General features: G+C 50.5%; 16 protein-coding genes and 1 pseudogene. 4 read left to right on the top strand and 13 right to left on the bottom strand.

Annotated elements, in window-relative coordinates; genetic code table 11:
- Positions 1 to 395: 395 nt before the first annotated feature.
- From B5F78_RS03095 to metG, 13 genes and pseudogenes are all read right to left on the bottom strand, one after another.
- On the bottom strand, positions 396 to 3,800 hold the full coding sequence (locus B5F78_RS03095; protein ID WP_022040773.1) for an ATP-binding protein: 3,405 nt from the start codon (positions 3,798 to 3,800) through the stop codon (positions 396 to 398).
- Positions 3,784 to 4,359, bottom strand: coding sequence for a DUF4194 domain-containing protein (locus B5F78_RS03090; protein WP_022040772.1), 576 nt, complete (start codon positions 4,357 to 4,359; stop codon positions 3,784 to 3,786). The genes B5F78_RS03095 and B5F78_RS03090 overlap by 17 nt, the downstream gene beginning before the upstream one ends.
- Positions 4,360 to 4,452: 93 nt before the next feature.
- Positions 4,453 to 5,916 carry a DUF3375 domain-containing protein gene (locus tag B5F78_RS03085; RefSeq protein ID WP_022040771.1) on the bottom strand — a complete coding sequence of 488 codons (1,464 nt, stop codon included), beginning with the start codon at positions 5,914 to 5,916 and terminating at the stop codon, positions 4,453 to 4,455.
- 183 nt (positions 5,917 to 6,099) lie between these two features.
- Positions 6,100 to 8,247 (bottom strand): ribonuclease R, encoded by a 2,148-nt coding sequence (gene rnr, locus B5F78_RS03080; protein WP_087405973.1) that lies wholly within the window; start codon positions 8,245 to 8,247, stop codon positions 6,100 to 6,102.
- A gap of 353 nt (positions 8,248 to 8,600) precedes the next feature.
- Positions 8,601 to 9,509 (bottom strand): glycosyltransferase, encoded by a 909-nt coding sequence (locus B5F78_RS03075; RefSeq protein WP_087405972.1) that lies wholly within the window; start codon positions 9,507 to 9,509, stop codon positions 8,601 to 8,603.
- Between the two features lie 44 nt (positions 9,510 to 9,553).
- Complete coding sequence (locus tag B5F78_RS03070; protein WP_087405971.1) at positions 9,554 to 10,450, bottom strand: glycosyltransferase family 2 protein; 897 nt, start codon at positions 10,448 to 10,450, stop codon at positions 9,554 to 9,556.
- Between the two features lie 267 nt (positions 10,451 to 10,717).
- Positions 10,718 to 11,713 (bottom strand): hypothetical protein, encoded by a 996-nt coding sequence (locus B5F78_RS03065; RefSeq protein WP_087405970.1) that lies wholly within the window; start codon positions 11,711 to 11,713, stop codon positions 10,718 to 10,720.
- 196 nt (positions 11,714 to 11,909) lie between these two features.
- On the bottom strand, positions 11,910 to 12,824 hold the full coding sequence (locus tag B5F78_RS03060; RefSeq protein ID WP_087405969.1) for a hypothetical protein: 915 nt from the start codon (positions 12,822 to 12,824) through the stop codon (positions 11,910 to 11,912).
- Between the two features lie 26 nt (positions 12,825 to 12,850).
- Positions 12,851 to 13,069, bottom strand: coding sequence for a hypothetical protein (locus B5F78_RS03055; RefSeq protein WP_022039230.1), 219 nt, complete (start codon positions 13,067 to 13,069; stop codon positions 12,851 to 12,853).
- A pseudogene (locus B5F78_RS17745) lies at positions 13,066 to 13,215 on the bottom strand (DUF3990 domain-containing protein); the annotation flags it as partial. The gene B5F78_RS03055 and the pseudogene B5F78_RS17745, both read right to left, overlap by 4 nt.
- 31 nt (positions 13,216 to 13,246) lie before the next feature.
- Complete coding sequence (locus B5F78_RS03050) at positions 13,247 to 13,477, bottom strand: DUF3791 domain-containing protein (protein ID WP_022039229.1); 231 nt, start codon at positions 13,475 to 13,477, stop codon at positions 13,247 to 13,249.
- Positions 13,478 to 13,539: 62 nt separating this feature from the next.
- Positions 13,540 to 14,994 (bottom strand): lipopolysaccharide biosynthesis protein, encoded by a 1,455-nt coding sequence (locus tag B5F78_RS03045; RefSeq protein ID WP_087405968.1) that lies wholly within the window; start codon positions 14,992 to 14,994, stop codon positions 13,540 to 13,542.
- Positions 14,995 to 15,103: 109 nt separating this feature from the next.
- Positions 15,104 to 17,146, bottom strand: a complete 2,043-nt coding sequence (metG, locus tag B5F78_RS03040; RefSeq protein ID WP_087207672.1) for a methionine--tRNA ligase — start codon at positions 17,144 to 17,146, stop codon at positions 15,104 to 15,106.
- 148 nt (positions 17,147 to 17,294) lie between these two features.
- On the opposite strand from metG, the gene B5F78_RS03035 reads away from it, so the two are divergent.
- The 4 genes from B5F78_RS03035 (at position 17,295) to B5F78_RS03015 (ending at position 21,311) form a co-directional block, all read left to right on the top strand.
- Positions 17,295 to 17,813, top strand: a complete 519-nt coding sequence (locus B5F78_RS03035; protein WP_140400009.1) for a hypothetical protein — start codon at positions 17,295 to 17,297, stop codon at positions 17,811 to 17,813.
- Positions 17,814 to 18,645: 832 nt separating this feature from the next.
- Entirely contained in the window at positions 18,646 to 18,798 is a 153-nt protein-coding gene (locus B5F78_RS17030; RefSeq protein WP_162608469.1) for a hypothetical protein, read from the top strand.
- A 12-nt stretch (positions 18,799 to 18,810) separates the two neighbouring features.
- Entirely contained in the window at positions 18,811 to 20,121 is a 1,311-nt protein-coding gene (locus B5F78_RS03020) for a TolC family protein (RefSeq protein ID WP_087248668.1), read from the top strand.
- Between the two features lie 158 nt (positions 20,122 to 20,279).
- Positions 20,280 to 21,311 (top strand): HlyD family secretion protein, encoded by a 1,032-nt coding sequence (locus tag B5F78_RS03015; protein WP_087405965.1) that lies wholly within the window; start codon positions 20,280 to 20,282, stop codon positions 21,309 to 21,311.
- Position 21,312 lies beyond the last annotated feature (1 nt).

The following is a 21,312-nucleotide window of genomic DNA, read 5'->3' as shown; positions in this document are numbered from 1 at the left end:
AAAGACAATTCCTTTTTTGTTTTTACAATATTCAGGAAGTAAAAGATAAACGCATGAAAAATATCTTTCTTTACATGTAATACCGTCTGCCATTATTCATAGTAATTGGTTAGACATAACAAAGATATAAGTAATCATGGAAAATTCAAAATTTTCATACATGCAATTTGTCAAAAACGGAATTTTTTTCATACATTTTTCCTATATGCTGGAGGAAATGTATGATAAGATGGTGTGCTGAAATAGGATTGAACTATCAAAAAGTATGTCTGGAGGAGCATAGCGAAGGATTTCGTATGCATCGGTTTATGTTTTCGAAATCCTTCACTGTGCTGGCAGTGATAAAATGAAAGCAGACTTTTATTTTGGTGCGGCTTCATGTCAGTAGTTCGGTTTCAGGTCCTACTTGGTTGTTCGTGGGTCTCGCGTTTCCATTGTTCTATCGGCATGCTATAGAGCCAGGAGGTTTTCTCCTCTTTGCGTTCTACGAAATAGACGTACGAGATATCGTTTTCCACAATATGGATGTTGTCGTTGGGCGTCACTACAAGGAGTTGGAGATGGAGTTGCTTGCACAGGGTGATGAGGTAGCGTGCCTTGTCTTCGTCCTGTGCCTTGAATGCCTCGTCGATTGCCACGAACCGGAACGAATCACTTTGCAATCCACTTTTGGTAAGTCCGAACTGGTAGGCAATGGCGGAACCGAGGATGGTATACGTCAGCTGCGCTTTTTCTCCTCCCGAAAGGTGTCCCATATTCTCATAGGTGGTTTCCTTGTGTCCGTTCTGGCGGTTGAATTCTTCTGCTTTGTAGGTGAACCAGAAGCGTACGTCCATAACTTTGGCTCGCCATTCCTCGTCTGCCAGACGGCTCATAAACGGTTCTACGTGTTCGTAGAAGTGTATTCGCCTGCCGTCGGATGTGGCATTGATTTTCTGTACATTCGGAACCGCTTCGTCCATAAGCCGTCTGAACTCGCTGGCTTCTTCACTGATTTGTGTAAGGGCGGTAAGCTGGATGTAGGTAACGGGACGCATCCGGTAATCGATGGCTTTCAATGAGTCATTGAGCATATCGATGTTGCTCTTGATGGTATGCATCCAGTTGATGAAGAACATCCGGAACTCGCCCACTTTATCGGTGAGTGTCTTTTGCAGATAGCCGTCGAATTGCTTTTCGTACTTGGGCAGGTTTTCTTTTTCCAGCCTTTCCAGCATTTGCCGGTAGGCGTCTATCAGTTCGATATGAGTGGCATCAGGCAAAGTGTCTACATCGGCACGCCAGTCTTTAAAACGAGTGAGGATATCCTCATCGGGATGCTTGAAGGCGGTAATTTTCACTTTTGCCTCGTCTTCGTATCCGCGTTTTTCCGTTTCCAGTTTTTTGCGCTCACGTTCGTTCTTTGCCTGGAACTTGCCGCGCTCTTGTTTCAATTGGTCGTAAGAAAGTTCGCACAAGTAGGCATAATTCTTTTCGAAATCAGTGAAGAGTAATGACCGGATGGACGAAATTACCCGTTGGTTTTCGTCTATTTCCCGTTGCAACTGTTCGATGCGGTATTCGGCATGAATCATTTTCCGGGTGTGTTCCGGAATGTCAGTCACCGAGAGGCGGTGCTGTTCTTCGTGTACATTTTCCAGTTGTGTCTGGAGGGTGTGCAGATGGTCATTCCCTTTTTCCAAGGCTTCTTTTTCTTCCTGTTTGCGTTGGATTTCGCCTACGAAGCTTTGCCAGTCTATTTTCTTGAAGTCAGGGAATAAGTCTACCAATCGGCGGTGCAAGGCACACCGGGCTTCTCCTTCTGCAGCTTCTTGCCGGATGCGGTCTATCTCTCGTGCAAGCGTGGCGTCCTGTTCCTGAAGTTGGAGCAATTCTTGTTGCAAGAGACGTATCTTTTCTTTATTCTCCCAGCCTAGGACAAAATTCTCACGGCGCAAGATGTGTGGACGATCGTCTTTCTCGTGGCGTTCGCCGGCAAATTTGACCAGTCCTTCGCGGGTAACCACTTTTTCTCGGTAACGCTCGAATGCGGACAGTGTATCGGCACATGTGTAGTTGTATTTTTCCAGAATCATGTCGCGCACCCATTCTTCGTATTCGCTATCGGGACGGATTTCAATCTTGTCGATGACTTGTCCTTCTTCGCCAGCGGAAAGCTGGTACGTCTGCATACCGGCAAGCGAACCTGAGGGCGTATAGCGGTAGAACATCACCCGTCCTTTCAAGTTGGTGGTATTTACGTATTCGTTGACCTGATGGTAATATTTGTCGGGCACAATAAGGTGGAGTGCGAAGTGGTGCAGGATTTTTTCCAGTGCTATTTCCCATTCTTTTTCGTCTTCAGCCACCCGGCATAATTCGCCAACGAAAGGAATTTCTTCTTTCGAAGCTCCTGTATGCGCTAAAATGGCGTCACGGATTTCGGTTTCGCGTAAGGGAATGTTGTTCTTGTTTTTCTGGAGCATTTCTACTGTGTGTACCAGCTCTTCTACCTGCTGTGCCAGTTTTTTTTGTTCATTTTCTGTCTGGACTTGTTTTCGGATACATGTTTCCTTGGTTTCCGTCCATTCTTCAATCTGTTGTGCAGCCTGAGCCCGCTGGGCATTGAAGGTCTTTTCGTCGGGGTTGGGTGAGAATCCGGATTTGCTGGCAAGTTCGTTGTAAGTGTCCATTGATGCCATTCGCTCGTTGCGCACTTTTGAGAGGCGTTCGATGTCGGTTTCCAATTCTTTCAGTTTACGTCCGACTTCGTCTTTCTCGATGGCAAGCGAGAGTGTGCGTTCTTCCTGCTTCAGTTTTTCTTCACGCTGGCGCAGGTGTGCGATTTCGGTTTCCAGTTTTTCTTTTTCCTTCATTGCCACATCGAGTTTCTCCTTGGCAAGGTCTATCAGTTGTTTGGCAAACCAATAGACAGCTGTGTCTTTGTCGGTCATCAGCTGGTGAAGCCGTTCGTCGGCACTTTCTATTTGGGATGCCAGGCTGGCTATCGGCTGGAGCATCTCTATTTGGGTGCGTGCTTTCTCAATGTTGACTTTGGCGTCTATCAGGGTAGTAAAACTATCTTTCAGTTGTAGGTACTGGGATTCGGCATCGTGTTCTTCCAGCATATTGATGCGGATAAATTCATCGAGGTCGTCAAGCACTTTCACGCCCACAATCTGGTTGAACAGGCTCAGTGCCTTGACCGAACGCATACCGAACAGTTGGGTGATGCGCTCGGCATAGCCTACTGGTCCGTCGAAGAACTCAACCAGCGTGCGTGCTCCTTTGTAGGATGCCTCCAGCCTGCGCCGCCATACACCTTTGCCATCGAAGGGCTGAAAGTCTTTTTGTATTTCCAGGGGGACATGGGCAAGCCCGAAACTACGTCTCAGTTCTCCACCCGAGAACCAGCGCACCTGGAAGATGGTAACTACCCGCTGGTCTGTATTCGAAAACGAGGCGAGCAGCACCGAGTAGGCGCTTTTGTCACGCAAGGCTTGCGTGGTGACTCCCCGTTCGCCTTCCTTCTGTATATTACCGTAATGTCCCAGTACATAGGTTTCTTCGGTACGGTTCCCTTTCTTTTCCACGCCCGAAGACTGATTATAGAAACGGTCTTTCTTAGCTGGCACCAGTAAAGTGAGCAACGCATCGATGATGGTGCTTTTGCCTGAAGCATTGGCTCCGGTAAGCAAGGCATTGTTGCCTTGTGGGGCAAGTCGGAAGATGCGTTCGTGGAATGTGCCCCAGTTATAGATTTCCATATAGTCGAGGCGGAACCCCGCCGTATCCGAAGATGTACTAAACAGATTCAACATAGCTTTCGAGTTTCTTTTTAAATTCTACCAATTGGTCGAGTGTGACCTTTTCTTTGATAATGCGGTGGATTTGATAAAAGGTACGCCCTTCTTGCTCTCTTTCTATCAGGAACCCCAGTTGCACCATACGGGCGATGTACGAGTCAAGTTCGTTTAAGAGCTTGACACGGTTGAAGCGTTCGGGGAGGAACAGTTCGATGCGTTCTTTCAGTTCCTTGCCGGTGATGTAGCATGCGGTGGTATATAGCTCGTCAAGGTTGCTGTCGAATTCTTCGAGCACCTCGCGGAGGATGATGGCGAGCACTGAACATTCGAACCCCAGCGGCTTGCGGGGCACCAGTCCCAGGGTATTGCCACTCTCGTCGGTCATCTGTTTCAGGTAAGCGAATCCTTCGTCGCGTTTTACAATCAGTTCCAGCCCGATTTGTGAAATATATTTCTGGATTTCTGTCTGGTAATGTAACAGGTCGTTCCAGCATCGGTCGGTGGTATTTACCGGACCTTTCAACAGGCAGACCACTGCCCGTGCGTATGGGGAGATGTAAGATTCTAAGTTCATTCGTTTTTGAGTTTTAAGTTCTTGGGTTTTGGAGTTTGGGCTTGCCACAGAGGAAATAATTGAAATACTCAGTGTCCTCTGTAAACATGCACTTCATCGCACGACAATGATTTCGGGAATAACAATTGCTTTGTGCTGTGTTTCGTCGAACGTTACGGTCTGTGTCCGCTCGGCATGGATGATATGCCGGAAATCGCGTATTACACTGATGTAGCCGAATAATTCCGACAAGCCCTGCTGCAAGCCACCATTTTCCTGGATGACATCGCCTAATGTAGTCTGACGCTTGTGTCGCAAGGCATGCTGAATGTGTTGTTTCAATGTGCGTCGGTCTATACGGTTTTGCACGAACAGGTTCTCTGCCGAATGGGCTTCGCTGATGTCCGAACTTGCCATTTCCAATGCTTGTCGATAGATGACTTCTACGTTTCGTTCCAAGGTAAGTTTCCGTTCCAGAGGCATATTGATGTCAGGTAGTGTTTCTACTTCCAGCGATACATCGGGCGTGATGCCTTTTTGTGCCAATGCTAACAGGGACGACTGGATGTCGGTTATCACCCGTTGGGTGGCAATGGTAGGTATCGTTCCGTTTTCGCAGATGATGCGGCTTAGTTTCTCTGCCATCTTGTCATTTGCCTGATATACTTTTTTCCCGGCGGAATAGAGGTATTGCTTCATATTTTTCAGGAAGGTGTCGTTCACCTCCAACCGCTTGTCGTCCAGCGTGTCGTAGAGGTGTTCCACCAGTTCATCCCATGTGTGTTGTAATGAAGGGGTCAGCAGGAAATCCCAAAAGGCATAAAAGCTTTTGCCTTGCGGACTCTGTTGTAGGTTTGCCAAGGCATCGAAGGTAAAGCCCAGGATGTCACCTTTTGAATATGCTCCATCGGCATGTCGGCGGTAGATGTCCTTGGTAATGCTTTTAAAGTTTTCTTCTACCTCTTTGAAGTCGGAAAGCAATTCTTTTGCCGACTGGCTGATTTGCTTGAAGCGAGGCAATATCTGGTATTCCTCGAATATCTGTGCGTCACCTCCTGCACGGATGGACTGAATTTGGTGTTCTATCTCGCGCTTTTTCTCTTCCAGCATCCGTATGCGCTCTTCCTTGTCTTCGTTGGTAAACTCTACCAGTTCCTTCAGTTGTCCGAAGAGATTCATGAATTTCGATTCCGTGCCCACGAATTCCTCACGTTTCAGGCTCAGCAGCCAGTCGATGGTTTTGCTGGTATAGAGTGATAGCTCGTAAAATACTTCGCCTGTTTCTTCCTGATAGTTGCGCAAGAATCCTTTGTCGGTCCACCGTTGGATGTATTTGCCTGCCTTTTCCTCGAATGAATCGAATTCTGTGATGCCGCTTTCTTCGTCCTGTTCTAGTCGTACAGCGCTCAGGTAGTCGGCCAGTTGCATGCGTAAGGATTCGAAAGGTACGGCGGTCTGCCTATGATAGAACATTTTGAAAAGAAATAGGATAATCAGTTGCCGGTTGCGCAAGCGGAGCAGTTCCACGCAAGGCGAAGTTCGCAGGATTTCGGATAACACTTCAGTTTGTAACGCCATTCTTATTTTCAATTAGTGTGCAAAATTACAAACTTCTTGTGGAAATCAATAGCAGTGCTTGTGGAAAATTTTAAGGACTTCCGGAGAATATCCTATTCATATATCACCACAGAGGCCATGGGTAAAATGATTTCAGTGTGTCCTCTGTGGTGAATCGGTGTATCAGATACAGTTGAGGCAGGGTTATTCCGCCAGCGTGAAGTCGAGCTGCTTCTTCTCCAGGTTGGCGCGTGCCACCTTGATTTTCACCGGGTCGCCCAGGCTGAACTTGCGGTGATGGCGGCGTCCGATGAGGCAGTAGTTTTTCTCGTCGAACTCGTAGTAATCATCGCCCAGGTCGCGCATCGGCACCATGCCTTCACACTTGTTCTCGTTGATTTCCACGTAGATGCCCCATTCGGTGACGCCCGAGATGACACCGTCGTACACGTTGCCGATACGTTCGCCCATAAACTCTACTTGCTTGTACTTCACGGAGGCGCGTTCGGCGCTTGCCGCGGTCTGTTCCATGGCAGAGCTGTGGTCGCACAATTCCTCGTACTTGTCGGCTTGGGCGGTGCGCCCTCCGGCTTCGTAGCGGGTGAGAAGGCGGTGCACCATCAGGTCGGGATAGCGGCGGATGGGCGAAGTGAAGTGGGTGTAATAGTCGAACGCCAGCCCGTAGTGCCCGATGTTATGGATGGAGTAGCGGGCTTTCTGCATGGCGCGGAGCGATACCGTCTCGATGAGGTTCTGCTCTTTCTTGCCCGACACGTCGCTGAGCAGGCGGTTGAGCGAGCGCGACACTTCGGTCTTGCTTCCCCCCGTGCGTATCTTGTAGCCGAAGCGGGCGATGAACTGGCTCAGGTTTTCCAGCTTCATCGGGTCGGGTAGGTCGTGGATACGGTAGGGGAATACTTTCGGCTTCTTGTTTTTGGGCACTTTGCCGATGTGTTCCGCCACGGTGCGGTTTGCCAGCAGCATGAATTCCTCTATCAGCTTGTTGGCTTCTTTCGATTGTTTGAAGTACACGCTCAGCGGCTTGCCTTTTTCGTCGATTTCGAATTTCACTTCCACGCGGTCGAAGTCGATGGAACCTGCTGCCATGCGCCGTGCGCGGAGCTGCTGGGCGAGGCGGTTCAGTTCCAGTATTTCGTAGGTATAGTCGCCCGTTCCGGTCTCGATGATGGCTTGCGCCTCTTCGTAGGTGAAGCGGCGGTCCGACTTGATGACCGTGTGGCGGATGCGGTAATCCTTCACTTCGGCGTTGTCGTTGAGGGTGAAGATGACCGAGTAGGCGAGCTTCTCCTCGTTGGGGCGGAGCGAGCAGATGAAGTTGCACAGGCGTTCGGGAAGCATCGGGATGGTGCGGTCGACCAAGTATACCGAGGTGGCGCGCTTCACGGCCTCCTTGTCGATGGCGCCGCCTTCCTTCACGTAGTGCGACACGTCGGCGATATGCACGCCCACTTCCCACAGCCCCGGCTTCAGCGGGCGGATGGAGAGGGCGTCGTCGAAGTCTTTCGCGTCCTTGGGGTCGATGGTGAAGGTGGTCACGGTGCGGAAGTCCTCACGCTCGGCATAGTCCTCGGGGGTGATTTCCGCCGAGAGCTTCTCCGCCGCGGCTTCCACCGATGCCGGATAGGTATAGGGCAGCCCGTATTCCGCCAGGATGGCATGCATCTCGGTATTGTTGTCGCCTGCCTTGCCCAGCACGTCCACTACTTCGCCGAAAGGATTCTTCGCCTCATCGGGCCACTCGGTGATGCGCACCACCGCCTTGTCGCCGTTCTTTCCGCCTTTCAGCTTTTCCTTCGGGATGAAGATGTCGTTTGCCAGCGTGCTCGATTCGGTGAGCAGGAAAGCGTAGTTCTTGGTCACTTTCAGCGTGCCTACGAAGGTGGTCTTGGCGTGTTCCAGGATTTCGATGACCTGCCCTTCGGGTTCTTTGCGCTTGCGGCGTGCACAAAGGCTCACTTTTACCCTGTCACCGTTCATGGCGTGTGCCGCGTTGCGTTCGGCGATGAAGATGGGTTCTCCTCCGTCATCGGGCGTAAACGAGTTCTTACCGTTGCTTTTGCGCTGGAAGATACCGGTCAGCACTTGTCCTTTATCGTTCAGTTTATATTGTCCGTCTTCGGTTTTGATGAGGAATCCGTCCTCAGCCATTTCTTGCAGGATATCCGTGCAGAGCATTTTCAAGGGGTGTGTAGTGAGTTTCAACCCCCTGAACAATTGTTTCAGCCCGAAGGCCTGTCCTGCCCGCAGTTGGAAATAACTGATGAGCAGTTCGGCGAGTTCTTTTTTCTTCATGCGTTTCCCGCCTTTTTTTTCTTTCTTCTTCTTAGCCATAGTCGGTAGTTTTTTTTCTTCCTACAAAGTAAAGAAAATAAATGGAATCTTGTTTGTTTTGAGGCATTTTTATTTAGATAGTCTTCAATCGTGGCAGATATTCATGAAGGCTAATTGTAATTGTAATGATTGTAACGGAGGCAGAAGCGTTACAATTGTTACAATTACAATTAATTGAAAACGGCTTTTTCTGTGTGTGGCATAAAAAGGAAGAGTGTATTGATTATTATATATATTATAATATAATATATAATATAAATTTTATGTTCACTTTTTCTCCTCCCATTGAAATCGCTAAAAAATAATTGTAATTGTAACAATTGTAACGCCTTTTGTGTAATCTGTGGTGAGAACTAAGCTCCGAAGTCTCCCCGCAACGTCCGCTTGATGCGCCGGATGGCTTTCGCCCAAAAGCCGTTGGTGCGGTGATAATAGCGGGCGAAGGCACGGCGGGCTTCTTGGTTCTCCGCGATGGGGGAAATAGGGACGACGGGGAGCGGATGCATCCACAGGTCGGAAGCATAGAGGCCTCCGCCTCCGCAATTCGTGCCCGTGCCGTCGAATCCGGTGTTCTGCACCAGCGATTTGCCCACGTTCAGCGAAAGGATACCGGCGAGGAACAGGCTGGCGTTCCAGCGTATTGCCCACGAATTGTTCTTGCCGGCTATCTGGCGGCGCAGCATGCGGGTGAAGGGATAATTCCCGTTGAAATCAAAGGTGTGGGTCAGGCGGCGTTCTTCCAGCTGGGCGAGCAAGGCTTTCCCGTCGGGATTGAAATGCCGCCAGGCACGTGCCCACGTTGCCCAGCCCCAGCTTCCGGTCCACTTGATAAGGAAGGTGTCGGGCAGCGAAGGGTCTTTCGTGAAGTCGCACGCCTGGATATGTCCTACCCGCTCTTCGTCCTTGTACGTTTCCAGCGCATCGTTCATAAAGCGCAGGAAGTAGGGCGACACCACCAGGTCGTCTTCCAGCACAATCACACGCCCGTAGGCATTGACCTGCGTGCTTACGCCATCGATGATGTTGCGGGCAAGACCCCAGTTCTCGGAGCGTTCGATAAGTGTAACCTGTTTAAAGCCTCCGATGCTCCGGATGTACCGGCGCACTTCGTCCACATTCGGACGGTCTGCCTCGTTTCGGGCTTGGTCGGCATAGATAAAGAGGCGGCTCTCTATTGCCTCAGCATTGGTTTGCAAAGATTCGATAACCCGGTGTGTATGTTCGGGGCGGTTGTAGACGAAAAGGAGAATCGGAGCGTACATGCTTTAATGAATAATTAATAGTTAATAATTAATAGCGGGTTGTTTCATTCAAGTAAGAAGTGCGGCGCTTCCATGCGGGTTCGCCGGCGGATGCATATAACTTCGTGCGTCTTTCCACTTAGCTTCAAGGCGAGATGCAGATAGGTGCATCCGTCTTTCCACTTATGATGCATGAAGGCGAGCAGGCTTTTCTTCACGCAGGCAAGGACGCTATAGGCGAAAGCGTTTCCGAAAGTGCGGTTCAGGTTGGTGTATTCGGAGAGCAGATACACGTACTCGGTGCGGAAAAACACCTCACGCGTAACGGGGCGCGACTGGCGGTCATGGCAACCGAATGCCGTAGGTACGTAGCCCACTTTCAATCCGTGGCGGTGCAGGCGGTTCACGTAGTCCTTGTCTTCGCCATAATGGTAGAAGAGGGGCGAAAATCCGCCCAGCCTTTTCAGCGTGCGGACGGGGATGAACCAGAATGCCGCGTTGATGAAAGGGGCTTCTATCACGTCCTGGTCGTGCGGAATGCGTGCAGGGTCGGTCTGATGCACATAGCTGGCGAATCCATGGTCCAGCCGGTTGCCCGTTCCGTTCAAGTGTACAGGCGAGAGGATGCCGTATTCGGGGTGTTTCTCTGCCTGGGCAGCCAGGAATCCGATGCTGTCCGGTGCCATCCATGCGTCTTGGTTCAGCAGGAATACGGCATCATAGCCTTCTTCCAGCGCAAGGCGCATGCCGATGTTGTTCGCCTGTCCGAAACCTAAGTTCTCTCCGTTGGCGATGAGGCGCACATGCGGGTAAGCGTCCCGGATGGTTGGCACGGTATCGTCTTGCGACCCGTTGTCGATAACCAGCACATCGGTGGGATAATCCGAGTGGGACAGGCTCTCCAGACAAGGTTTTATCCATCGGGTGAAGTTATAAGATACAATGATAGTCAGTATTTTCATGGTTTTATTTTTATATTTTACAATTTACGATTTACTATTTCTCCATGCGGCATTGTAAATAATGCCAATCAGGAGTTAAAAGGGAGTTATAGGTAGTTATCGCCCGCCAATGCGGCTGGGAGTTAGAAGCCAATACCTTTTGCACCGCTTTCAGAAGTAAAGCTATTGGCTTTTAACTCCTGAACGAAGTGATAACTCCTGTGAAACATAACTACGTTTAACTTCTGATTCGCATAAATAGTAAATCGTAAATAGTAAAATCGTAAATCAATCGAATCGCATCCGCAAGGTTGTCCACCGGTCGCGCAGACGCTTGACGAGGCTCACGGCAGGCACGCCCGTCCACGCTTTTGCCTTTTCCCAAAAGCGGGTCTCATCGCCCAGTCCTTTTTGCTTTTCGAGGAGTCGGAATAGGCGGTACAGCCCCCGCTTTTTCTCGTAAGGCAGATGCCATACGGCAAGATGCTCGTCTCCGGGACGGACGTTGTTGAATTGCGGAGAAGTCCACATCCGCTTTACATAACGGTTTGCTATGGCATTGCGTAAGTCCAGCCGTTCGGCAAACATGCTGAGCACATGCGCTTCTTCGTTCAGTTTGGGAGCTTGGAGGCCGGCTCGGGCAAGGTTGAACGCCCAAAGTTCAGGATATGCCTCATTGATACGGCGTACGTTGTCGCCTCTCAGCCCGATGAATTCCCCTCCGTAGTAAGCAAGTGGCAAACGGGGAGGTTTGCTGTAGCAGGCTTCGTAGAACGCTTCCATCTGCGGCAGGGTGATGCCGTTAATAGTAGCGGAACGGTCGGTGATAAACTCATAGAGTGCACTCCCATTGTTGCGGATTTCATCGAAAAGTGGGTCAAGCGGCATACGGCACAAACAATCAGCATCGCACACCAGCAACGTATCATCCGCCTGCATCCGTCCGTCCATCCCGCTAAGAATATCGTATAGATAGAATTGGTTCTGCCATGCTTCGTACCATCCCTTCGGCGGACGCCGTGTATAAGGAAGTGTGACGGTCTCCACGCTTAATTCATCGAACAATTCCAGCAGGAAACGGGGCAATCCTTCACGCTTCAGATTCGTGAAGAACAGCAGCCGTGCCGCAGGGTTATAGTGCCGGAAGGTGCGGAAGAAAGGCACCTGTATCTGCATATACACCGAGTGCACCAGTGCTGAGTCGCCCTTCTGCCCCATCTGCGGGTAGAAGCTCGCCTCGTCCGCCGATTCGCGGTAGAACCAAGTAGCTATGTAATCGGTCATAATTGAGTTGTCTTAAATTCACGTCCAAAGTTAGTTTTATTTTCCGATAATCCACCTTCGAAGCAGAGGAAAGTGTCTTCCGGTCCCCAAAAACCGTGTCCCGAAAACATCCGTGTGGATAAGTTGGCACATTCGGACGTATGCAATATGCCTCTACATGGGATGTTTGCGGTATTCTTTTTTATGATTGTAAAAATCACGGCAGGTAATGCCTTATCCACTCGTTTACGTCGTAGGCGGCGCGGACGGTTTCGGGCACTTCGGCAAGGGGGCTTTCGATGAAGGCGCGGAGCTGTTCTTCCGGGTCCTTGCCAAGGATAAAGACGTTTTGCGGACGGTAGAAGTCATAGCGTGCTATCTCCGGATTATCGGTCAAGAGCTTTTTGCCGTAGAAGAGGGCTTCGAGGGGGCGGCGCGTCAGGCCGGTCTGTCCCTTCTGGCTGATGTCAATAACGCAGCGCGTGCGGGCAAGGCGATCGAGGTACTGGGGATAGGTGAGCTTCTCCGCCGGCGTGCGGGGGATAACGAAATCGCACGTGAGGCCTTCGGCTTCAAGGCGTGTGCGGAGGCGTTGCAGCGTGCCAGCGCGGTCTTTGGGCAGGCCGCAGAAGAAGCAATCGGAGTCGATGTTGTCGGGCTGGTGTTCGGGATAACGGAAGTATTGTCCTGTACATGCCATTCCGTAGCGTTCCGCTTCGCAGGGGTCGAAGCTCGTCAGGCGGTATCCGAGGGCGCGGATGGCTTGCAGTTCTTCGGCAGGACGGCGGAAGGTGGTGCCGACAGGGTTGCAATAGTAAATGTAGCAGGGCACTCCCTCGGGCAGGTAAGGGCGGATGGCGCGAAGCACCCGCACGTTGCACGCTTCGTAAATCAAGATGGCATCGCCTGCCTCGGCATGGATAATCCGGTCGAAGTATTTCTTCGGGAACCAATAATATAAGATTCGCTTGGGCAAGGGGATGCGTCCGGCAAGCAGGCTTCGGGTGATTCCTTTGAACCGTCCGGAGGGATAGCGCAGGAAATCGGGCAGGGGCACGATGCGTTGCCTTACTTCGGGCTTCAAGCCTTCGAAGATTTCAAGCGGGGGGCTGATGACGTAGAGGGTGGACATGGAGTAATTTGAAACGCAGATTGTTTTTATGCCATTTTCCCTGTTGCCAGTTCGTGCTCAAGGTATTCGTACACGTATGCGGTGCTTTGCGAAAACAGCCCCGTGCGGAGGTTTGTCAGCTTGGCATAGGTGTCCGAAGTATAGAGTGTGCGGAGGGCTTCTTTCAAATCCATTCCGTGCTCTTCCATTAAGAGGAGCACGATTTCCTTAGATAGTTCTTCTATCATGAATGTTTCTTTGGTCATAGGGTTTCGAGTTTTTTCAGATAACGGATTGCTTTTTCTGTGCCGAAAAAATATTGGATGGTGACTCCTTTCATATATTTCAGTTCTTCGATGAACTGGTTTTTGTTTATCAGTCCTGCCGTGAATCGCCGTATTTGAAGACCGACGTGATGTCAATATTTGAACCGTGATAAAGTATCATACTAACGCTCCTCCTTTCCGGTGGCAATAAGAAGTGAGGTCTGCTATCACATCCTCAAAGGAAAAGGTGTGTTCGACATCATAAAAACGAGTAACAAAGTCGATGCCTTTAAACCTGTCTAAATAGCGATAGGCTTGTGATGGGGTAAGCGAATGGGCTGTGGCAAATTCGCTGATTACGGCGATGATATAAGCCACTTTATCTTTGATGTTAGGTTCTGTTTTCATAATGGGTTGGTATTTTGATTGTTTCCGCAAATGTAGCAAAGTTCCGTTAGTTTGCAAACGGTTTACGCCCGTTTCTTCTTGAAGAGGTAATCGATGCATTCTTGCATGATTTCGGCACGAGCGATCCTCATGACGAGGAAATAGCACCCTGCCGCTACAATGACTTTCGTAAGAAAAGTGACGGCGAGCGGGCCTCCTGCCATATAGGCACTCAGCCACCCTGCCGAGCAGGCAAGCAATGCGGAACAAAGAAAAGGAAGCAGGTCGAGTAGTAAGGCTTTTACTTTTAGTCCGATGAACCGCCGGGCAAAGCCTTGCCACACGAACAGCCATACGATGTTGAGGCACACGTTCACGACCACCATTGCGTAGATGCTTCCGCCCAGTTGTATTAATACTAAGACGGTGATGAGCTGGAGCACGACCTGTGCGATGATATTTCCCATATAGATGTCCGATTTCCCCTGGCTGATGATGAGGCTGGAGAAGAGGGTGTTGAGGGGAACGAAGGCACCTCCGATGCAGAGCAATTGCATCAAGGGGATACTGCCTGTCCACTTTTCGCCTACGGTCAGGAGAATCAGCTCGTGTGTCACGATAGAGAGTCCGAACATCGCCGGAAAAGCAAGGAAGGCACAGAAGCGGAGTATCTTGCGGAACACGCGCAGGGAGCGTTCGCGGTCGTCGCTGATGCTTGCCAGCACGGGTTGTGCCACGCTGCCCATCATTCCTGTAATAAATTGATGCCCCGTGGCGTTCCATTTATTGGCTTGGTTATAATTGCCCACCGCTTGTGGGTTGAAGTATTTTCCCAGTATGACCGAAAGCAGGTTGTTGTTCAGCTGGTTGGCAATATTGGTGATGAGCAGCTTGCTGCTGAAGGCGAAGAGTGGCTTCAGCGGGCGGAAATCAATCCGGAACGTAGGGCGCCACGGCGAGAAGTACCAGCTGCATATTGTCACGACAATCAGGTACGTAAGGCTTTGTGTGGCGATGCCCCAGTAGGAAAATCCGTGGTAGGCAAGCGTGATGCCCAGGCATCCCGATAGGATGTGGGCGATGATGCCCGAAAGTGCCTGCTGGCGTACTTTCAGGTTGCGGAAAAGATAAGCTCCTTGCGCCGTGCCCAGGCTGGCAATGGGAATGGCAAGAAAGCAATAACGCGCCAACGGGATAAGGGCAGGTTCATGATAGAAACGGGCTATCAGCGGGGCGCAGAAGAACAATACGAGGTAGGCACACACGCCGATGCCGAGACTACACCAGAATACGGCGTTATAGTCTTCGTGCCGGATGTGCTTTACGTTTGCCAGTGCGGCACGGAAGCCGCTTTCCTGCAATGAGTTCCCGATAAGTGTAAAGACGGTGAGCATCCCCACCATGCCGTACTCCACCGGTCCGAGCATCCGCCCCAGGATGATGCCGAATACGAGCACGAGCAATTGCTGGGCACCGTTGTTAACGGCTCCCCAAAATAGTCCTTTCGCGGTCTTTTCCTTTAATGATTGTTCGGGCATAGGGTTGGTGTTTTTTTCACCACAGATTACACAGATTTATTTATTAGGATTGCCTCTGTGTTTTTATTTTAATTACTTAATCTGTGTAATCTGTGGTGAAAATAAAAAGCTACTTCACTTCGCTACCCGGCTTCACTTCGCGCAAGACCGAAGTGACCGCCAGTGAACCGTCGAAGTTTTCGGCACTCAATATCATGCCTTCGCTCACTAAGCCGTTCTTGAACTGGCGCGGGGCGAGGTTGGCGATGAACAATACCTGCTTGCCCACCAATTCTTCGGGCTTGTAGTGCTGGGCGATGCCGCTCACGATGGTGCGGTTTTCCAGCCCGTCGGCTATCTTGAATTTCAAGAGCTTTTTCATCTTGGGCACGTTTTCGCATTCCAGCACCGTGCCTACGCGGATGTCCAGCTTGTCGAAGTCCTCGATGCTGATGGTCGGCTTCACAGGGTTTGCCTTGTAGGCGGCAGCTTCGTTTGCCTTCTTGGTGGCAAGCAGCTTGTCCACTTGTGCCTGGATGACGTCGTCTTCTATCTTTTCGAAGAGCAGTTCCGCCTTGTTCAGGGCGTGTCCGGCTTCCAGCAGGTCGGTGCGTCCCAGTTGTTCCCAGCTGAAGGTTTCCATGTTCAGCATCTTGCGGAGCTTTTCGGAGCTGAAAGGCAAGAACGGTTCGAAGGCGATAGAAAGGTTTGCTACCAGTTGCAGGGCGATGTTGAGGATAGTTGCCACGCGGTCCATATCCGTCTTTGCCAGCTTCCACGGTTCGGTGTCGGCAAGGTATTTGTTGCCGATGCGGGCAAGGTTCATTGCCTCCTTCTGTGCATCGCGGAACTTGAATACGTCAAGCAGTTTCTCTACTTGTGCCTTCACGTCTGCAAATTCCTGCAGGGTTGCCCGGTCGTAATCGTTCAGTTCGCCGCAGGCGGGTACCTTGCCTTCAAAGTATTTGTGGGTCAGCACGAGGGCACGGTTCACGAAGTTTCCGTATACGGCTACCAGTTCATTATTATTACGTGCCTGGAAGTCTTTCCATGTAAAGTCGTTGTCCTTCGTTTCCGGAGCGTTGGCGGTGAGCACGTAGCGCAATACGTCCTGTTTGCCGGGGAAGTCCTGCAGGTATTCGTGGAGCCATACCGCCCAGTTGCGTGAGGTAGAAATCTTATCTCCTTCCAGGTTCAGGAACTCGTTTGCCGGCACGTTGTCGGGCAGGATATAGCTGCCTTCCGCCTTCAGCATGGCGGGGAACACGATGCAGTGGAACACGATGTTGTCCTTGCCGATAAAGTGTACGAGGCGTGTTTCGGGGTCTTTCCACCATTTCTCCCACGAGTCGGGCAGCAATTCCTTGGTGTTCGAGATGTAACCGATAGGTGCGTCAAACCATACGTAGAGCACCTTGCCTTCGGCTCCCTCTACCGGAACGGGGATACCCCAGTCGAGGTCACGGCTTACGGCACGCGGCTGAAGTCCCATGTCGAGCCACGACTTGCACTGGCCGTACACGTTGGGGCGCCATTCCTTGTGGTCTTCCAGAATCCACTGGCGCAGCCATGCCTCGTGCTTGTCGAGCGGCAGGTACCAGTGCTTGGTTTCCTTCATTACCGGCTGGCTTCCACTGATGGCACTCTTCGGGTTGATAAGTTCGGTAGGTGAGAGCGTGGAACCGCACTTCTCGCACTGGTCGCCGTAAGCGCCCTCGGCGTGGCAACGCGGACATTCGCCCGTGATGTAGCGGTCGGCAAGGAAAGTCTTTGCTTCCTCGTCGTAGTATTGCATTGAGGTCTTTTCTACGAACTCGCCTTTGTCGTAAAGGGTACGGAAGAATGCCGATGCCGTGTCGTGGTGCACCTTCGAAGTGGTACGCCCGTACACATCGAACGAGATGCCGAACTCCTTGAACGAGTCGCGGATGAGCGTGTGATAGCGGTCCACGATGTCCTGCGGCGTGCATCCTTCCTTCTTGGCGCGGATGGTGATGGGCACGCCGTGCTCGTCCGAGCCTCCGATAAATAATACCTCTTCTTTCTTCAGGCGCAGGTAGCGCACGTAGATGTCGGCAGGCACATATACGCCCGCCAGGTGTCCGATGTGGACAGGTCCGTTGGCGTAAGGCAGTGCCGAGGTGACTGTAGTCCGTTTGAATTTCTTTTCCATATAGCGTATGTTTTTTCTTTGATACTAAATAACTTTTGCAAAGATAGCGAATTTAAATGAAGAATGAAGAACGAAGAATGAAGAATCTTGCGGTTGCGCTTTTCCCTTCTTTTCCCTAAATTTGCAGAGACCAAAACCTTATGTGCGTATGAAACCGATGATATGTTTCTTATTGCTTGCCTTAGGAGCCTGCGGAGGACAGCAGAAGACAGGAACTCCGCTTGCGGCTGAAACCGATACGATACAGGTAAAGGAACCGGACAAAGAACCGATAACCTTGGAGCGTGAGACCGGAAAGCCGGTTTATGACATGATAGAAGGAGATACGGTCTACAGATATGCGGACAGCGGGCCGGAGTTTTCCATTCCTAAGCCTTACGGCTCGGAATATAATACGGGCTTGGAACACTACATACAGGAAGCCGTGAAGGACATCCACATCGGCGAAGGCATCTCTGTGGTCTCTTTTGTGGTCAATAAAATGGGATTACCTTGTCACGTCACCCTCGCAAGGTCGGCAAAGGTATTTGCGCCTGATGCCCGTTCATACCGCCAAATGGATTCCATTGCTTGCGAGGTGGTCCGCAACCTGCCTTACTTCATCCCTGCCAGCCTTAACGGGGAGCCGGTCAACCATCTGATAGGAGTAGCGGTAAGGTTTAAATAAATGGGTAGTATTCAGATTATTTAAAAGGTTGTTATTATCTTCTTTTCTCAGCGCAGATAACTTCGTCTGGTGTAAGATTAATAATCTTCCGCTTGTAAGATTAATAATCTTGCAGCCTGAAGATTATTAATCTTACAGCGGATAGACCTATATGCGTTGAAAGCTATGAATACCATTCCTGCAAACTCTTTAGGGCTGTAACAGGCATGAAACCATAGGCAAAAGCGTAATGTCCAAACGTATGGACATAAAAAAAGGAGTACCGCTGTACTCCAACCTTTGTTAACCTTAAATCTAATACTATGAAAAACACGTTGCAAAGGTACGGACTTCTGGGGAATATGCAAATGTTTTGACTAAAATAAAATGTTTTATAACAAGAATTAAGGGATGACAACCTCTGTTTTCAGTACGGCTCTTTTTTAAGCGGTGTTTTTGTGTTTTCTTTTGAAATCTGGAAAGAAACATGGTGAACTGTTTTGAATTTATCGTGTGCTGATTTGGAATGAGTTTTTGATGTATATTCGCTTGTGTGATATATGTAGCTTTTTTGTTAAAGAAATGCAAAATGCAGCGCTTGTAAGGTTACAACTTGCGGATTGTTTTTCTAACTTCGCGCCGGATTTAGAAAGAGTCCGCCCTACGAATATGACACAGAAGAAAACTTACATCGTCCGTTTTAGTAACAAAATTCATGATTTCCACGCATGGGGCGTGGCGGCTTTGATTTGATGGCCGGCTTCGGTATACGACAACGGGGATTTCTATTTTTTCATTCAACCATTTTTAGAAGCTGTTTTGAATTTATCGTGCGATGATTTGAGATGAGTTTTTGAGGCATTTTCGCTTCTGTGATGAGGAAGATAGCGGGCTATCTGACGAAGAACAGGAGCGAAAAGGACCAAAAAATCGCCCAAAGCACACACGAAAACAGATACATCAAGCCAAGAAAAACTTTTTGGAGAAATTCAAAACAGCTTCTTAAATCAGTTACATTATGAGCAAAAACTTTAGGCTCATAGTGCCTTGCTTGGTGGCACTATGCAGCCTGCATCTTTGTGCCCAACCGCGAGTGATGGGCATCGATGAACTGTTCCGCCTTGCCGATGCGAACAGTACAAGCATACAGGCGTATGCGACAGGAAAAGAAGCTGCCGCCGAAGCGCTGAAGGCGGCAAAAGCGCAACGTCTGCCTGACATCAGCGCCTCGCTTTCGGGCAGCTATTGGGGCGACGGGAAGCTGTGGAACCGCGATTTTGGCAATGCCACCCACATTGACATGCCCCACTGGGGGAACAATTTCGCCCTCGAAGCCCAACAGGTTATCTATGCCGGAGGGGCGGTGAACAGCGGTATCGAGCTGGCAAGGCTTGATAAGCAAAAGGCGGAACTGGACTGGGAGAAGAACAGGCAGGATGTCCGCTTCCAGCTCGTGGGATATTACCTCGACTTGTACAAGCTGAACAACCAGGCGCAGGTGCTGGAAAAAAACCTCGCCCTCGCCCTGCAGGTGATAGCCGACATGCAGGCACGGCGCGAGCAGGGCACCGCTTTGCAAAACGACATCACCCGCTATGAGTTTCAGAAAGAAAATCTGAAACTGCAATTGGCGAAGGTGAACGATGCGTGCAAGATAGTAAACCACCGGTTGGTGACTATCCTGCACTTGCCCGAAGAGACGGTCGTCGTGCCTGACACAACCCTGCTTGCCACCGAAGTGCAGACACTAAGCGAAAATGACTGGCAGGAGCTTGCCACACAGACCAACATCGACTTGCGGCAGGCGGCGACGGGCATCGAGACGAGCAAGCAACTGGTGAAACGCGAACGCTCGGAACGCTTGCCTAAGGTGTCGCTCTTTGCCGCCGAACATCTGGATGGACCTATCACTATCGAAGTACCCGTTTTGGACAACAACTTCAACTACTGGTACGTGGGCGTAAGTGTGAGCTACAACTTCTCGTCGCTCTTCAAGAATACCCGCAAGCTGAAGCAGGCACGGCTGAACGTGCGCCGGGCGCAAGAGACACACGGGCTGGCACAAGAGCAGGTGGAAAATGCCGTGCAGGCAAGCTATACTTCTCTGCTGACTGCTTTTACCGAACTGCGGACTCAGGAGAAGAACGTGCAGCTTGCTAATGAGAACTACAGCGTGACCAGCAACCGTTATCGCAACGAGCTTGCTCTGCTGACCGACATGTTGGATGCCGGCAACACCAAACTGAGCGCCGATCTTGCACTGGTGAACGCCCGCATCGACTTGGTTTACCATTATTATCAGATGAGATATGTGACACATACGTTGTAATTTTAAGGAGTTAAAAGAGTTAGAGGAGTTATCACTCCGCTTCGCTTCGTTAGAAGTTAAGCCAATAGTTTTTACTCCTTAACTTCTTAACTCCTTAACTCCTTAATTTCTTAACTCCTTAATTTCTTAACTTCTTAACTACCAAACTCAATAGACTTATGCTTACAAGAAAAACTAAAAAACAGATTTATAATACCGTAGTGATTGCCCTGCTTGCCGTGGGACTGGTTTACGTTTGCTCGCGCTTCATTCATTTGGGCGTGGAATATACCGATAATGCGCAGGTGCGCCAACATATTACGCCCGTCAATACCCGTGTGCAGGGTTTTATCAAGAAGATTTGTTTCGAAGAATACCAGCCGGTGCGCAAGGGAGACACCTTGCTCGTGATAGAAGACACCGAATTCCGCCTGCGCCTTGCTCAGGCAGAAGCTGACCTTGCCAACGCCCTTTCGGGACGCCGTGCCACATCGACCGGTATCGCTACTACACAAAACAACCTGCGTGTAAGCGATGCGGGCATCGAAGAAGTGCGGGTGCAGATGCAGAACGCCGAGCGTGAATGGCACCGCTACGAGAAACTTCTGAAGCAAGATGCCGTGACACCTCAACAATACGACCAAGTGCACACGGCATACGAAGCTATTAAGGCACGTTATGAACAGCTCTTGCGTGCCAAGCAATCGACCGCCCTCACCCGTGATGAGCAGACGCACCGGCTGGAGCAGAACGAAGCGGGCATCCGGCTGGCGGAAGCAGCCGTGGATTTGGCAAAGCTGAACCTGTCGTACACCGTGATTGTCGCCACTTGCGACGGCGTGACGGGGCGCAAGGATATTCATGAAGGGCAGCTGGTGCAGCCCGGACAAACAATGGTGGATATCGTAGACGGGCAGGACTTGTGGGTCATTGCCAACTACCGTGAGACCCAACTTCCGCACATTCATGTAGGTTCGGAAGTGATGCTTACCGCCGATGCCGTTCCGGGTGTGACCTATACCGGCACGGTGGAATCTATCTCGGATGCCACGGGAGCCGCCTTCTCGCTCATCCCACAAGACAATGCTACAGGCAACTTTGTAAAGGTGGAACAGCGCGTGCCTGTCCGTATCAGCCTGAAAGGTAACGATGTGGAGAAGCTGAGTCTTCTGCGTGCTGGGCTGAATGTGGAATGTAAAGTGAAGCGTTGAG

Origin of the sequence: Bacteroides sp. An279 (assembly GCF_002159615.1) — a bacterium.
In the GTDB taxonomy this organism is placed as follows: Bacteria; Bacteroidota; Bacteroidia; order Bacteroidales; family Bacteroidaceae; genus Phocaeicola; species Phocaeicola intestinalis.
Note: the sequence above shows the minus strand (reverse complement) of the source record. Positions and strands in the feature narration are given on the sequence as shown.

Bases quoted from the DNA above. Each gene is read 5' to 3' on its own strand.
- B5F78_RS03095 (WP_022040773.1), bottom strand. From the start codon at position 3,800: ATGTTGAATCTGTTTAGTACATCTTCGGATACGGCGGGGTTCCGCCTC.
- B5F78_RS03090 (WP_022040772.1), bottom strand. From the start codon at position 4,359: ATGAACTTAGAATCTTACATCTCCCCATACGCACGGGCAGTGGTCTGC.
- B5F78_RS03055 (WP_022039230.1), bottom strand. From the start codon at position 13,069: ATGACCAAAGAAACATTCATGATAGAAGAACTATCTAAGGAAATCGTG.
- B5F78_RS03085 (WP_022040771.1), bottom strand. From the start codon at position 5,916: ATGGCGTTACAAACTGAAGTGTTATCCGAAATCCTGCGAACTTCGCCT.
- metG (WP_087207672.1), bottom strand. From the start codon at position 17,146: ATGGAAAAGAAATTCAAACGGACTACAGTCACCTCGGCACTGCCTTAC.
- B5F78_RS03035 (WP_140400009.1), top strand. From the start codon at position 17,295: ATGAAACCGATGATATGTTTCTTATTGCTTGCCTTAGGAGCCTGCGGA.
- B5F78_RS03020 (WP_087248668.1), top strand. From the start codon at position 18,811: ATGAGCAAAAACTTTAGGCTCATAGTGCCTTGCTTGGTGGCACTATGC.
- B5F78_RS03070 (WP_087405971.1), bottom strand. From the start codon at position 10,450: ATGAAAATACTGACTATCATTGTATCTTATAACTTCACCCGATGGATA.
- B5F78_RS03075 (WP_087405972.1), bottom strand. From the start codon at position 9,509: ATGTACGCTCCGATTCTCCTTTTCGTCTACAACCGCCCCGAACATACA.
- B5F78_RS03045 (WP_087405968.1), bottom strand. From the start codon at position 14,994: ATGCCCGAACAATCATTAAAGGAAAAGACCGCGAAAGGACTATTTTGG.
- rnr (WP_087405973.1), bottom strand. From the start codon at position 8,247: ATGGCTAAGAAGAAGAAAGAAAAAAAAGGCGGGAAACGCATGAAGAAA.
- B5F78_RS03065 (WP_087405970.1), bottom strand. From the start codon at position 11,713: ATGACCGATTACATAGCTACTTGGTTCTACCGCGAATCGGCGGACGAG.
- B5F78_RS03015 (WP_087405965.1), top strand. From the start codon at position 20,280: ATGCTTACAAGAAAAACTAAAAAACAGATTTATAATACCGTAGTGATT.
- B5F78_RS03050 (WP_022039229.1), bottom strand. From the start codon at position 13,477: ATGAAAACAGAACCTAACATCAAAGATAAAGTGGCTTATATCATCGCC.
- B5F78_RS03060 (WP_087405969.1), bottom strand. From the start codon at position 12,824: ATGTCCACCCTCTACGTCATCAGCCCCCCGCTTGAAATCTTCGAAGGC.